Genomic DNA, 13,070 nt, shown 5'->3' on the forward strand with positions numbered 1-13,070 from the left:
TAATTTTGCCCTTTTTTAAAGATGAAAGATCGCTATTTGAGATGGAAATGTGGTAAGAAAAATTAATCTAAAATAAGGATTAATATATTCGATAAAAAGCATGTCATAAAACCTTACATACATATTGCTTATTCTTCAAATTTAATGTATTTTTAGAGCAGTTATAAAAAACGTGTTAATTAAAATTACATTGGAGTGGTGAAGAATGAAACATTATACCAAAGAAGATATTATACGCCGAGTGAAGGAAGAAAATGTGAAATTTATTCGCCTACAATTTACAGATATCTTAGGGACAATCAAAAATGTGGAAGTTCCTGTCAGTCAATTAGAAAAAGCGCTAGATAATAAAGTTATGTTTGACGGCTCTTCAATCGAAGGTTTTGTGCGTATTGAAGAATCAGATATGTATTTAAAGCCAGATATCAATACCTTTGTGATTTTTCCTTGGACTGCTGAAAAGGGGAAAGTAGCTCGCTTTATATGTGATATTGCAAGACCAGATGGTACACCGTTTGAAGGAGATCCACGCTCCAATTTAAAACGAGTATTGAAGGAAATGGAGGAGCTGGGCTTTACGTCGTTTAATTTAGGGCCAGAGCCTGAATTTTTCCTATTCAAGTTGGATGAAAAAGGGCATCCGACACTGGAATTAAATGATAGTGGAGGCTATTTTGATTTAGCGCCAACTGATTTGGGAGAGAACTGTCGTCGTGATATTGTTTTAGAGCTAGAGGGGATGGGCTTTGAAATTGAAGCGTCTCATCATGAAGTAGCACCAGGCCAGCATGAAATCGACTTTAAGTATGCGAGTGCTATTGAGGCATGTGACAATATCCAAACATTTAAACTGGTGGTAAAAACCATTGCTGCACAGCATGGTCTCCACGCAACATTTATGCCAAAGCCACTATTTGGGGTCAATGGCTCAGGAATGCATTTTAATCTCTCCTTATTTGAAGGTGATAAAAATGCCTTCTATGATGAACATGCAGACTTGCAATTAAGCGCAACCGCACGTAGCTTTATGGCAGGAATTATGAAGCATGTGCATGGTTTTACAGCTATCACGAATCCACTTGTCAATTCCTATAAACGATTAGTACCTGGCTATGAAGCCCCTTGCTATGTAGCGTGGTCTGCTCAAAACCGCTCACCATTAATTCGCATTCCAGCAGCACGTGGCTTATCTACACGAATTGAATTGCGCTCAGTTGATCCAGCAGCAAACCCTTATTTAGCAATGGCTGTTATTCTAGCATCTGGGCTGGATGGTATACGAAAAGATTTAACACCACCAGCCGCGGTAGACCGTAATATTTATAAAATGACAGCAGCAGATCGGGAGTTGAACGGGATTGATAGTTTACCATCCTCATTAGAATTTGCGCTAATTGAATTAGAGATGGATACCATTGTTCGTGATGCATTGGGTGACCATATTTATGATAAATTTACAGCTGCCAAAGAAATTGAATGGAATAAATATCGCACACGTGTCCATAACTGGGAGCGTGAGGAATATTTAACGATGTACTAAAGGTGTTGGGGCTTTTTTAGCTCCAACTTTTTTATGTGACATGTACTTCTTTTTGCTCTATCATAAGATTAAAGGAGTGTGAACGATGACACAGATAACTCAAGTTGTGACAATTCAAAACAATGATATTGTGCAATTTGAACTTGATATTAACCGTGCTTTAGTAGATTTAAAAGGCTTTTTCATACTTGATATCAAATACAATACGCTCTTTATTGGAGAGCAGACGGTCATCCATTCTGCTTTAATTATTTATCAGCAAAACAATTACACTATTTAACAAGAGGGGTCATGTCGATGAGACGTGACTTTTTTTAATAAAAGATAAACTCGATTGTTGGGGAAGGTTAATGGTAATCGGGTTTCTTCCTCCTTAGATTGTCATAAATTAATTCATCTGGATCATGGATCATCATTTTTCTCCCTAACCAGTTCAGTTTCAAAGTAATGAACATCCATAGTGCCTCAAAGTTTTCTACTGCCATTTTACCACTTGATGGAAAGACCTATTTTTTATCCGGAGCACCTTGGTATTTTACAAAAAATACCTCCTCTCTTATATTTACAGTGGGTAAATGAAAATCGATAGTTGTCGGAAATTTATATGTATTTTATATACTTTTGCTATAATAAAATTATCATGTTCATCGAACAAAGGAGGGGTTTGGTTGAAAATACGGTTAGGTCTTCTTGGCCCTTCAGACTCGATTGAATTTGTCGAAGCTGTCTTGAAAAATTGGCCAGAGTTTATATTTACCTCGATAGAATGTCTAGCACAAGAGGATTTAGATGAAAAAGTGACACCTTTATTGATGGAAGAAATGGATATGTGGCTGTGTACAGGGCCCATCACCTATAATATTGTGCAAAGTTGGAACCAACTAAAGACACCAGTTTTTTATGTTGTGTATAAAGGATCATCCTTATATAAAACCGTGTTAAAGGTATTGTACGAACACAAAATCGACGTGAATGAAATTAGCTACGATGCTGGTAATAGTGATGCATGGGAGCAGGCCTTGGTGGAGGCAGGGATTGAAGTAAAGCCTAAATTTGTGGAATCGGAGACAATTTCATTAAAAGAGCTTGTGCACTATCATTTTAAGCTTTGGGAAAGTGGCCAAACAAAGGCTGCCATTACTGGTCATCCTATTCATCATGAACTACAATTGCTAGGTGTTCCAACCTATCGATTGTTCCCATCCTCGATGGCTGTAGAGGCTGTTATTACGAATATGCTACGAACATATGAAATGCTACGCTATAAGGCGACTCAAATTGCTGTACAAATAATCGAAATTGATCCATTTTTAGGAATCGCAAAAAATAACTTCTCAACAGATGAGCTGTTTAGAATGGAACTTAAGATAATGGAGCATTTGCTGACGTACACAAAAAGCATCCATGGTTCCATTAAATCTACAAGATTTGGGCGTTATGTGATTTTCACTACGAGAGGCTTAATGGAGGATATAACGAAGAATTTTAACCAAATGCCTGATATAGAAGATTTCACACCGCTAGATCAAGAGGCCATGACTTGTGGAATTGGGATTGGTCAAACGGTATATGACGCAGAAATAAACGCTGGAAATGCCTTATTGCATGCAAAGGAATGCGGTAAGGGTTCATGGATGGTTTGTTTTGATGATAAAAAAATTGCAGGACCGCTTGGAAAGCCTGAACAACTTACATACTCCTATACCTCAGAAGAATTAGAGGCTTTAAGTCAGAAAACCACCTTAAGTGTGATGACATTAAATAAGTTAAAGTCCTCATTGAAAAAATTAGCAAGTGATGAGCTGAATGCTAATGAGCTAGCAAAATATATGCAGATACCAGCTCGAAGTGCGCGCAGAATATTAACAACCCTTGAGGAAAAAGGATTTGCTGAAGTCGTTGCAGAGGAGAAACCCCATACACGCGGACGTCCACGTAAGGTTTATAAAATTTCTCCATTCTAAGGAGAGTCCATAGATATATGGACTCTCCTGTTATGCTATGAGCGAATTTTGTATTGATTTACATCTGATGGCAGAGGGGAAGTGTATACCTCACCAGCTCGACGTTCAATTAATTCTGCCTTCGCTTGTTCAATTAATTCTGGTTGTAGAAGGACATCCAGTGCTGTAGAAGCCATAACTTTCCCTGCATGAAGCATGCCTTTATGTGCTAAGGAAGTTGTCCCTGTTGCTACGATTTGCCATGTATGAAGAGGGGTTCCAAGTGGTTCACATGCGGTCATGCATTGTGCAGTTGGGACAAGCCAGCTAACATCACCTACATCAGTAGATCCAGCCATAAATTCATCAGGCTTAAATGGATCAATAATATCCGCAATATCTTTTCCAGCTAATTGACGATTTCTTTGCACATCCACCTTTTTTTCCTCTTCCGATAGTGTTTTACGAATAGCACTAGCAAATTGTATTTCCTCATCTGAATAAGAAGGTGTACCTAATTTAATGAAATTTTCATACATAACCTGTTCTAATGTTGTATTTGGAAGCACATTAGAAAGAGCTGAGGCTAGATCTATTTCTACCTCAGTACCAGTCATCAGAGCAGCACCTCTTGCAATTTCACAAATACGTTGGTAGATAACCTCCGTTTGAGAAACTCTTGGAGCTCTTACAAAATACAAAACTTCTGCCTCTGCTTGTACAACATTTGGAGAAAAACCACCTGTATTTGTAATGGCATAATGGACTCTTGCTTCAGGAATGATATGCTCTCGTAAATAATTTACTCCGATATTCATCAACTCCACAGCATCAAGAGCACTTCTCCCTAAGTGTGGGCTAGCAGCTGCATGGGCGCTTTTACCTTTAAATTTAAAGTACACTTCGTAACAAGCGAGTGTGGCAACCGACATAATATTATTTGTTGTTCCTGGATGCCAAGTCAAAGCAATATCAACATCATCAAAAACACCCTCTCTTGCCATAAAGGTCTTACCGCCACCGATTTCTTCCCCGGGACAACCGTAATAACGGACCGTTCCTTCGATATTGTTCTCTTGCATGTAATCACGTAATGCAATAGCAGCACCAAGTGAACCTGTACCTAATAAATTATGTCCACACCCATGACCGTTACCTCCTGTTTCTTGTGGATTTGGCTGCGCTATACCGCCCTGTTGACTTAAACCAGTAAGCGCATCAAATTCTCCTAGAAATGCGATAACAGGATTGCCATGACCAGACGTTCCTATGAAGGCGGTTTCAATTTGGGCAACACCTTTCTCCACTTCAAAACCTTCATCCTCTAGTGCTTTGCTTAATAGTTCAGCAGATTTAAATTCTTCAAATCCTGTTTCAGCATATTGCCAGATTTGATTACTCACTTCAATTAATTTTTCTCGTTTTTCTTCAATAATTTGTGATAGTCTACTATGTTTGGTCAAATAAACTCACCCTTACCTTTCTTTTTATGCATGATCAATTAAACTACTATTCTTTGATGGAATTCTATAGAATACCGCACAGATTACCACGATGACTAAGGCACCGATTAGGAAGAAGAAGGCTGCTTGGAATGAGCCTCCAAAACCATCAATAAGAGCACCCATAGCTGTTGGGGCAATAAAGCCAGCCATACCACTAGCGAAATACATCATGCCTAAAAAAGAGCCTATAATTTTTTGAGAAACATACTTAAGTGGAATGGCCAAAATTGCCATTGAAATGGCTGAATCCCCTATAGAGAAGATACTCTGAAAGGAAATCGCTAACTGAATACTCGATGCATTAAACATCATATAAAGGCATAGGCCTGAAACAATGGCACCAATCAATACAATTATTTTTTCTTTTCCAGCAAGTCCTTTATCAATTAAAAATCCTGTGATAATAGCTGCGATTAATCCACAAGCCTGTGGAATCATAGCAAGTGATCCGACTTCTCGTAAATTTAAATTCCGCGTTTGTTCCAAATAGGAGGGAAGCCATGACGAGAAACCCCAATGGACTGTACTTGAGCAAAAGTACATCACGACAAGCATCCATAAAAATGAACTTTTATAGAGTTCTTTCATTGGACGACCATTTGAAGTTTCTGCCACTTGTTGTTTAATAAGCTTTGGGGGATTGTAAAACTTAAACAATAAAAGAGTGACAATTAGACCAACACCACCAATAATGTAAAACATTGTGCGCCAGCCCCAAGTATCAGCAATTAAACCAGCCAAATACAAAGCAAGAACACCACCAATTAATTGAGCAGCTAGAAGCATCGATTTAGCCCGTGCACGAACATCTTTTTTGAAAATCTCCGTAATGGCAACGCCACTGCCTGTCGGTAAACCACCATCACCAAGACCAAGAATAAAACGAATAGCTAAGATTGCCATAAAAGAGCCAATCATCCCAGTCAGTAGGGAGAAGAGGGAAATCATGAAAACAGCAATAACAATTATTTTCCGTGAACCAAACTTATCAGAGGCCCATCCTGCTAGCAATGTCATCAGTGCACTGCTTAGCCAAAAGCTACTGATGACCAACCCGCTTTGTGTCTGTGTTAAATGTAATTCTTTGCTAATGGGGATAATGGCCACATTCATACCGAACAATGTTAATGAATCGACTAACCATGCTAGAAATAATAATGAAAAGATAAAATTTCGTTTGCCAACACTCAATTGCGTATGTAACTCACTCATTCAATTCTTCCTCCTTTTTAGGACGCTTTATTTTTATTTAAGGACAATAAAGGTCTTGTCCGTTATTATAAATACATTATTGTTATTTTTCAATATATTTTGATTTCGAGTACAATGAAATTTTGAGGAGATAGAGAAAAAAGTGTAGATGAAGGACGAAATTAAGCAAGGAGAGTAGATCATAAAAAATACTTCCCTTAAAACCTGTCCAAAGTTAGCATAAAAAGACAGGTTATATAGCAGTATCTATTTTAAGATGGAATCAAGGAGTGAAAGCAATGAGTTGGATTGAGTCGATACAAAAGGCCATTAATTATATGGAGGAGCATTTATTAGAGGATATTACGATTGAACAGATTGCGCAGGAGGTTAATTCTTCTGTCTTTCACTTTCAGCGAACATTTGCCATTTTGACAGATATGTCTATTGCAGATTATCTGCGACGAAGAAGATTAACATTAGCTGCACAAGAATTGCTGGGTACTGAACAAAAAATAATCGATCTCGCCTACAAATACGGCTATGAAACTCCTGAAGCCTTTACTAAAGCGTTTCGAAAACAGCACCATGTTACGCCTAGTGAAGCAAGAAAGAAGCAAGGACCATTACAATCATATAATCGCCTGGTCATACAGGTAAGCTTGAAGGGAGCAGAACCAATGAAATATAAAATTATTGAAAAAGACAAGTTTCAAATTGTGGGTGTAAAAAGAACATACAACTGTCAAAATGGGGAGAATACAACGGAAATACCTCTATTTTGGCAAGAGGTAAACCAAAGTGGCTTTGATCACCAGCTATACCAATTAAATAATGGCACGGTCAATGGCGTATTAGGTGTTTGTGTACCAAATACTGAACATGGACAAAAGGGCTTCATTGATTATTGGATTGCTACTGATCATGTAGGAGAAGTAGGGGAAGATCTCTTAACAATGGAAGTACCTGCATCCAAATGGGTTATCTTTGAAGTACATGGACCTATGCCTGATGCAATGCAAAATACGTGGAAACAAATTTATTCAGAGTGGTTCCCATCCAACCCATATGAACCAGCAGGAACAGCAGAGTTAGAGGTTTATCCTGAAGAGGATGCTTATAGCCCTGATTCGTATTCAGAAATTTGGATTCCAATTAAATAACAAGAAAGCCAAGGATGCTATACTAGTGCATCCTTGGCTTTTATTATTCTACTGAAAAGATTTCCCTTTTTTAGTTTTGTTAAAGATGTAAATTTTGGAATAAACTGTTTAATGGCGTTTATTAATCGTTACATAATTTCATGAGGGGGTTAAGAAATGATGAGAGGTACGATTCAAAACAAACGTGTTGAAATTTCACAAGAGGATGCACAGCAATACTTAAAGTTGGGAAAAGTTGCGCATGTTGCAACAGTTGATGAGGAAGGTTTTCCTTATGTTATTCCGTTTGTCTATGTATATGAAGGGGAGGACAAACTATACTTGCATATTGGTAATCTTCGAGAAAGTCACTTTTGGTCAAATATCAAACAAAATCCTAAAATTTGTATAGAAGTTTGCGATATGGGTGATTTACATCCAGGCAAAAAATATGCCTGTCAATCCGCACTAGTTTATCAAAGTGTTGTTTTGTTTGGACATATCGAAAGAATTGAAGAGGAAACGAAAAAAGAATGGTTATTTGATGCGTTACTGGAGAAGTATGGCAAGCCTGAATGGACATTTGAAAGAGAAGGCTATCCGATTATGCCGAAAATTGAACTATTTGAAGTAAAAATAGAAAAGCTGACAGGGAAAATGAATAACGGCATGTATCATTAATCAAAAAGGCTAAGTATTGGTTGAATTCTACCATGCTTAGCCTTTTCTTCTTACGATTTTGTTAAAGTGTAAAGTTGTAGAGTATCTTCAGTATTGTGCTTCTCTTGGTAAATGAAATTCAATTTTTTTAAAACCTTGATTGAATTGATATTGGCAGCGTCAACTTCTGCAGCAATTGTTTCCATTTTTAAGTGCTTAAAGGCATAATCAATTAAAGCAGTTATAGCTTCTGTTGCATAGCCTTTTCCCCAATATTCCTTGCCCAAATCATAGCCAATCTCTGTTAGAGCATTGTCATAATCAAGCATATTAAAGCCACATGACCCAATGATATGATTGGATGCCTTTTCAAAAATAGAGAAGCGGATTGCCTTGTGTTGCTTAGCTAATTGTTCTAGAAGTTCAATCATTTCCAAGGCTTGCTCTTCTTGTGTAAACTGAGTAATGTTCATATACTTGGTTACATCAGGATCAGACCAAATGGTTAATAAACTTTTAGCATCAGCTTTCTCCATTTTTTGTAACCGCAATCTTTCCGTGTCGATATTTTCAATCAATACTTTTACCTCCAAAATTATGATGATGTTGGATGAAAAATATTGCTATCTGCGCATAATTCAGTCCCTTCAAATGGATATAAGTTTATTATAATAGAAATGATACATACTGCAAAATACTGGAGGAAATAGCATGATAAAAGTCTCGGAAGAGCAATATCCTATCATTAAACAATTTATTTCAAGAGCCCCGACATTTGTGTATAGTATACTAGATCGAATGATAGAAGGAGCTGTCTATTCTGATACAGCTGCTTTTCAAACATTATTATTTCACACGAAATCAGGGATATACTATGTATATGGCAATGAAAATAAGACTTCGATTGATTATCATCTTGCCTATTGTTTTCAACAGGCTATAGAACAACAGAAACGGTTTACCTTATTTTCTTATTCTGAACAGTGGAATACTAAAATCGAACATTTGTTAAATAATCAACTGAGAAAGCTAGAACGCTATACATTTACATTTGATGAAAATATTTATAATCATAGAGAGAAGCATGGGGAACGTGACTACGAAGTCAAATTTATTACTGAACCCTTGATTAAAAATTCACTGGAATTTGATCAGACATATTATGAGGAATATTGGGATTCTACCTCTAATTTCCTCAAAAATGGCTTTGGCTTTTGTTTCGTACATAAAGAACAAATCATTAGTGAAGCGGTCTCTATATTTAAATCAAATGAGTATGCAGAAATTGATATTATGACAGATTCGAATTTTAGAGGACAAGGATTAGCAAGTAGCATTGCAGAAACATTTATAGATCATTGTCTTGTCAACCAGCTAAAGCCTTGTTGGGATTGTGACATTTCGAATACAGGATCCATTCACCTAGGCACAAAGCTTGGTTTTACGACACCACAAAAATATGCTATCTATACAAAAAAGTAGCCCACGCGGTTATTAAAAACATCGTGAGCTTTATCTGCTTTTAAAAGAAACGATTGCGTAATTCAAAAACTCGATAGAATAGTCTAGCGTCTCTAGCCATTTTATTTGGAGCGTTCATATGGGGACGGAGGCATTGTTGAAACAATTCATCACAGTATTTTGTGCTACCGTGGCGTTCATAGCATTCATCATGCAGTTTACAGCAAGCATCCACTGCATTTGTAGGCGTACCTGGTCCTGAGCAGCCAGGACCACAGTATCGGTAGCCGGGATAACAAAAACCGAGCTTGCGATTTCTATTCATCTCCTAAACCTCTCTTTTCGATGTTTTTACTATAAAATATGTAATATTTCATCGTAGAAGAGGATAAAAAACTATAAGACTATTCTTTTTGATTTGTAAGGTTCCTGTAAGCTTAAAAATAATTACTTGTAAGGATGGGGAGTTATGCTAGCTATAGCATAAAAGATAAGGAGTTTTTCAACATGAATCCATCCGTTACACAAAAAGAACGAATCATTGCCTTAGATATTATACGAGGATTAGCGTTATTTGGTATTTTATTTATTAATGTAGGTGCCTATCAGCTCTTGATGGAGGGTGCACCAATGCCTGATATGAGTGGAATCAATGGGGTTATTGATTCACTTATTAATATTTTTATAGAAAAGAAATTTTTCTCTATCTTTTCATTCCTATTTGGGGTTGGTTTTTATATTTTTGCTACACGTGCTGAAGCGCGGGGAGATAGACCGAGAATGCGCTTTGCAAGACGCTTATTGGCTCTGTTGGTTATAGGTATTATTCATATTTTTATTTTTTGGGGCTCTATCCTAGCCATTTACGCAGTGATTGGTTTTTTATTGTTACCATTTTACTCTGCGAAGGTTTCAACCATTTCTAAATGGTTGTTTACGATTATCACACTGCATATTCTGGCATTATTAGGACAAATGTATGTGCCGTCTAATGCAGTTTTGTCAGCTATATTTGGCTTTTTAGGCAATGATGCCGTAGCCATCTTTATTATGTTTTTAAGTGGATTTTTAGTAGCAAAAGCTGATTGGATTGGGCACATTGGAGCGCATAGTCAAAAAATAAAATGGTTGCTTTATAGTACTTTCCCGTTCTTTATTGGATTCTCATTATGGATTTGGTTTGCCTCACAAACAGATGACGAACAGCTTCAATCTATCATTGGCTTAGGGGTTGTTCCAACAACCTATTTTTATCTAAGTTGTTTGTTTATTCTATTAGAACATAAAACAATAGCGAAGCTACTTCAGCCAATTGGACGCGTGGGGCAAATGGCCTTCACAAATTATTTAGCGCAAAGCTTTATTGGAACAGCCATTATTTCATTAATGGGGCTAGAAGTAGTTTCACCATCAGATATTGTAGTGATAGCGAGTATTACGTTTATCATTCAAATAATTTTTAGCGTGATTTGGTTTAAGTTCTTTACAATAGGACCATTTGAAAAATTATGGCGATATATGACTTATGGAAAAAAAGTCGTGTCCAAACAATCATAAAATACTGTAAATCCCAAACAATCCTACTGTTTGGGATTTTTTCTGCTAAAATAAATTGTATGTTTTTGTAAAAAATGAAACCTAAAATAGGAGATAATCGTAAACTAGGTACCAGAAATAAAGGAGCGTTTATAATATGGCTAAGCAAATAAAAAAATATATGGCTGTGACAACGGCATCTTTGATGGCTGTACAGCTTGCAGCATGTGGAAATAGTGAAACTCAAACAGCAGAAGAATACCCTTTAACTACTTCTAATCAGATAACTGAAGATCAAAATCAAGCAAATACAAGTGATGAAATAGAAAGTGTTTACAATAGTGAAATGGCTGATGCCTGTGATGAATGGCAAGAAGGTGATGATGGTTCCTTTGAATGTATCGATGAAAATTCACCTTACTATGCCCAGCATTTCTTTAATGGTTTGATGTATGCAACGGCTGGAGCCATGATAGGAAGTGCGATATATAAAAGTCGCAATTTAAAAAATGGTACAGATCGAGATGAGCAAAGCAATGGTGGCGGCTCAGCAGTGCCACGATCGTCATCAAGCGCTAAGGATGAAAGTAAACATACAAATGGTATAACAAACAGTACGCAAAATAAGGCTAGTTCAACTTCAGGTAGCTCAACTTCAAGTGGATCAAATTCTTATTCGAGTGGACAACGCACCTATTCGACGGATAGTTCATCTAAGAGTTCCAATTCCTACTCCAATAGCTCTTCCTCAAGCACAGGAAAATCGGGCTTTGGTTCTGGTGGGGCATCTCGTGGCGGCTCGTCCTCCTCGTAAGGTTAGGATAGGGAGTGAAGAACATGATGAATCACACACAGCAACGACAAGCATTTTACTCAAAATTCCCTGACTTCTTTCCTGACTTTGAGGATTTAGAGTACGCATTATATGATGTTTTAGAATTGCCAAAGCAACAAATTGATCAACTTCATTATGCAACACAAATGCTTTGGCGCATCTTTTTAAAAGTCGGGAAACAATTTAAACATTTATCGGTCGATCAGCTCTTAGCCTTAGGTATTCGACCGGAAATGATCCCATATATTCAATTAGATTATTTACAGCAGCAATCAATTCTGGCACGATTTGATTTTATTTGTACAGAGGAGGGCTACATTAAATGTTTAGAGTTAAATGGAGAAACCCCTTTTCTTGTACAAGAAACCTTCAAGATGAATGACGCACTATGTCAGCATTTTGGCTATAAAAATCCCAATGATGTAACAGCCTTACAAAAAGCATTGTCGGGTGCTCTTTTTGCTGCCATTCAATATATACATAATGTCAAAAAGCCGAAGATTGTCATCACAGGAAAAACAGCGAAAGAGGACTACGAAGAGTATTGCCAGGTACAGTTTATCAAGTCTTGTATTCCTTTTGACATTGAGTATATGCCCATACAAAAGCTTATTATCTTTTCTAATGACACGTCCGAGGTAGCACAAGGTCTTTATACACCTACAATGGAGAAAATTGATATTTTATTTAGACCCGCACACCCTGTAGAGTTTTTAATAGATGATGTGGCAGCAGATGGTGATCGCATTGGCTTGCATCTTTTAGAGCTTGTCAAAAAACGACAGCTAGCCATTATTAATCCACCTGCTGCCTATGTATTACAATCGAAAATCTTATTATGGTTAATATGGGAGCGGAGAAATGATCCATTGCTCTTTACTTCCGAGGAACGAGCAGCTATTTTGCAATATATGCTTCCTACATACCTTACAGCAGAACCATTTATTCGCGATGATGTACCCTATGTCAAGAAGCCTGTTTATTCTCGTGAGGGAAATACAGTAGAAATTTACGCAGGAAGTGGGCGGAGAGTAAATGCTTCTACATCCAAACACTATGATGATAATTTGTTTATTTACCAACAGTATGTGGAGATGCCTAGTATAACAGTGCAGTTAAAAGAAGGATATCGTGCTAAGAAGTGGCTAATTGGCTCATTTGTTGCTGATAATCGTGCATGTGGTTTAAGCTGTCGGGTAGGCAATCAAATTACAGAATGGGATTCACATTGGTTAGCCGTTGGTTACAAGGAATAGC

13 protein-coding genes are annotated in these 13,070 nt (G+C 37.2%); 9 read left to right on the plus strand and 4 right to left on the minus strand.

Going from position 1 to position 13,070, the window contains the following annotated elements; all coding sequences use genetic code 11:
- The first annotated feature begins 205 nt into the window (after positions 1 to 205).
- From glnA to B3D98_RS14735, 3 genes are all read left to right on the plus strand, one after another.
- Complete coding sequence (gene glnA / locus B3D98_RS14725; protein ID WP_048391277.1) at positions 206 to 1,540, plus strand: type I glutamate--ammonia ligase; 1,335 nt, start codon at positions 206 to 208, stop codon at positions 1,538 to 1,540.
- An 85-nt stretch (positions 1,541 to 1,625) separates the two neighbouring features.
- Positions 1,626 to 1,820, plus strand: a complete 195-nt coding sequence (locus B3D98_RS14730) for a hypothetical protein (RefSeq protein WP_048391275.1) — start codon at positions 1,626 to 1,628, stop codon at positions 1,818 to 1,820.
- Positions 1,821 to 2,208: 388 nt separating this feature from the next.
- Positions 2,209 to 3,504 carry an ArsR family transcriptional regulator gene (locus B3D98_RS14735; RefSeq protein ID WP_288583875.1) on the plus strand — a complete coding sequence of 432 codons (1,296 nt, stop codon included), beginning with the start codon at positions 2,209 to 2,211 and terminating at the stop codon, positions 3,502 to 3,504.
- 35 nt (positions 3,505 to 3,539) lie between these two features.
- Here the strand turns inward: B3D98_RS14735 and B3D98_RS14740 are convergent, their stop codons facing one another.
- Complete coding sequence (locus B3D98_RS14740; RefSeq protein WP_288583877.1) at positions 3,540 to 4,946, minus strand: M20 family metallopeptidase; 1,407 nt, start codon at positions 4,944 to 4,946, stop codon at positions 3,540 to 3,542.
- Positions 4,947 to 4,970: 24 nt separating this feature from the next.
- Complete coding sequence (locus B3D98_RS14745; protein WP_048391272.1) at positions 4,971 to 6,200, minus strand: MFS transporter; 1,230 nt, start codon at positions 6,198 to 6,200, stop codon at positions 4,971 to 4,973.
- 278 nt (positions 6,201 to 6,478) lie between these two features.
- On the opposite strand from B3D98_RS14745, the gene B3D98_RS14750 reads away from it, so the two are divergent.
- Together B3D98_RS14750 and B3D98_RS14755 are read left to right on the plus strand one after the other, a co-directional pair.
- Positions 6,479 to 7,342 (plus strand): AraC family transcriptional regulator, encoded by an 864-nt coding sequence (locus B3D98_RS14750; protein WP_288583880.1) that lies wholly within the window; start codon positions 6,479 to 6,481, stop codon positions 7,340 to 7,342.
- Between the two features lie 156 nt (positions 7,343 to 7,498).
- Positions 7,499 to 8,002 carry a pyridoxamine 5'-phosphate oxidase family protein gene (locus tag B3D98_RS14755; RefSeq protein ID WP_288583882.1) on the plus strand — a complete coding sequence of 168 codons (504 nt, stop codon included), beginning with the start codon at positions 7,499 to 7,501 and terminating at the stop codon, positions 8,000 to 8,002.
- Positions 8,003 to 8,052: 50 nt separating this feature from the next.
- Here B3D98_RS14755 and B3D98_RS14760 read toward each other — a convergent pair whose 3' ends face one another.
- Complete coding sequence (locus B3D98_RS14760) at positions 8,053 to 8,559, minus strand: GNAT family N-acetyltransferase (RefSeq protein ID WP_054550613.1); 507 nt, start codon at positions 8,557 to 8,559, stop codon at positions 8,053 to 8,055.
- A gap of 133 nt (positions 8,560 to 8,692) precedes the next feature.
- Between B3D98_RS14760 and B3D98_RS14765 the strand changes: the two genes are divergently transcribed.
- Positions 8,693 to 9,463: a GNAT family N-acetyltransferase gene (locus B3D98_RS14765; RefSeq protein ID WP_288583884.1), complete on the plus strand. Its 771-nt coding sequence runs from the start codon at positions 8,693 to 8,695 to the stop codon at positions 9,461 to 9,463.
- A 40-nt stretch (positions 9,464 to 9,503) separates the two neighbouring features.
- On the opposite strand, the gene B3D98_RS14770 is transcribed toward B3D98_RS14765, so the two are convergent.
- The gene (locus B3D98_RS14770; protein WP_081011051.1) at positions 9,504 to 9,767 is read right to left on the minus strand and encodes a Parvovirus coat protein VP1-like protein; all 264 of its coding nucleotides are present in this window, start codon (positions 9,765 to 9,767) and stop codon (positions 9,504 to 9,506) included.
- A gap of 182 nt (positions 9,768 to 9,949) precedes the next feature.
- Between B3D98_RS14770 and B3D98_RS14775 the strand changes: the two genes are divergently transcribed.
- The 3 genes from B3D98_RS14775 (at position 9,950) to B3D98_RS14785 (ending at position 13,069) form a co-directional block, all read left to right on the plus strand.
- Positions 9,950 to 10,999 (plus strand): DUF418 domain-containing protein, encoded by a 1,050-nt coding sequence (locus B3D98_RS14775; protein ID WP_288583887.1) that lies wholly within the window; start codon positions 9,950 to 9,952, stop codon positions 10,997 to 10,999.
- Positions 11,000 to 11,135: 136 nt separating this feature from the next.
- Positions 11,136 to 11,792, plus strand: a complete 657-nt coding sequence (locus B3D98_RS14780; RefSeq protein WP_112117579.1) for a hypothetical protein — start codon at positions 11,136 to 11,138, stop codon at positions 11,790 to 11,792.
- A 23-nt stretch (positions 11,793 to 11,815) separates the two neighbouring features.
- Positions 11,816 to 13,069 (plus strand): glutathionylspermidine synthase family protein, encoded by a 1,254-nt coding sequence (locus B3D98_RS14785; protein WP_288583890.1) that lies wholly within the window; start codon positions 11,816 to 11,818, stop codon positions 13,067 to 13,069.
- Position 13,070: the final 1 nt, after the last annotated feature.

It is taken from the genome of Lysinibacillus sp. UBA5994 (assembly GCF_002429725.1).
Classification (GTDB): Bacteria; Bacillota; Bacilli; order Bacillales_A; family Planococcaceae; genus Lysinibacillus; species Lysinibacillus capsici.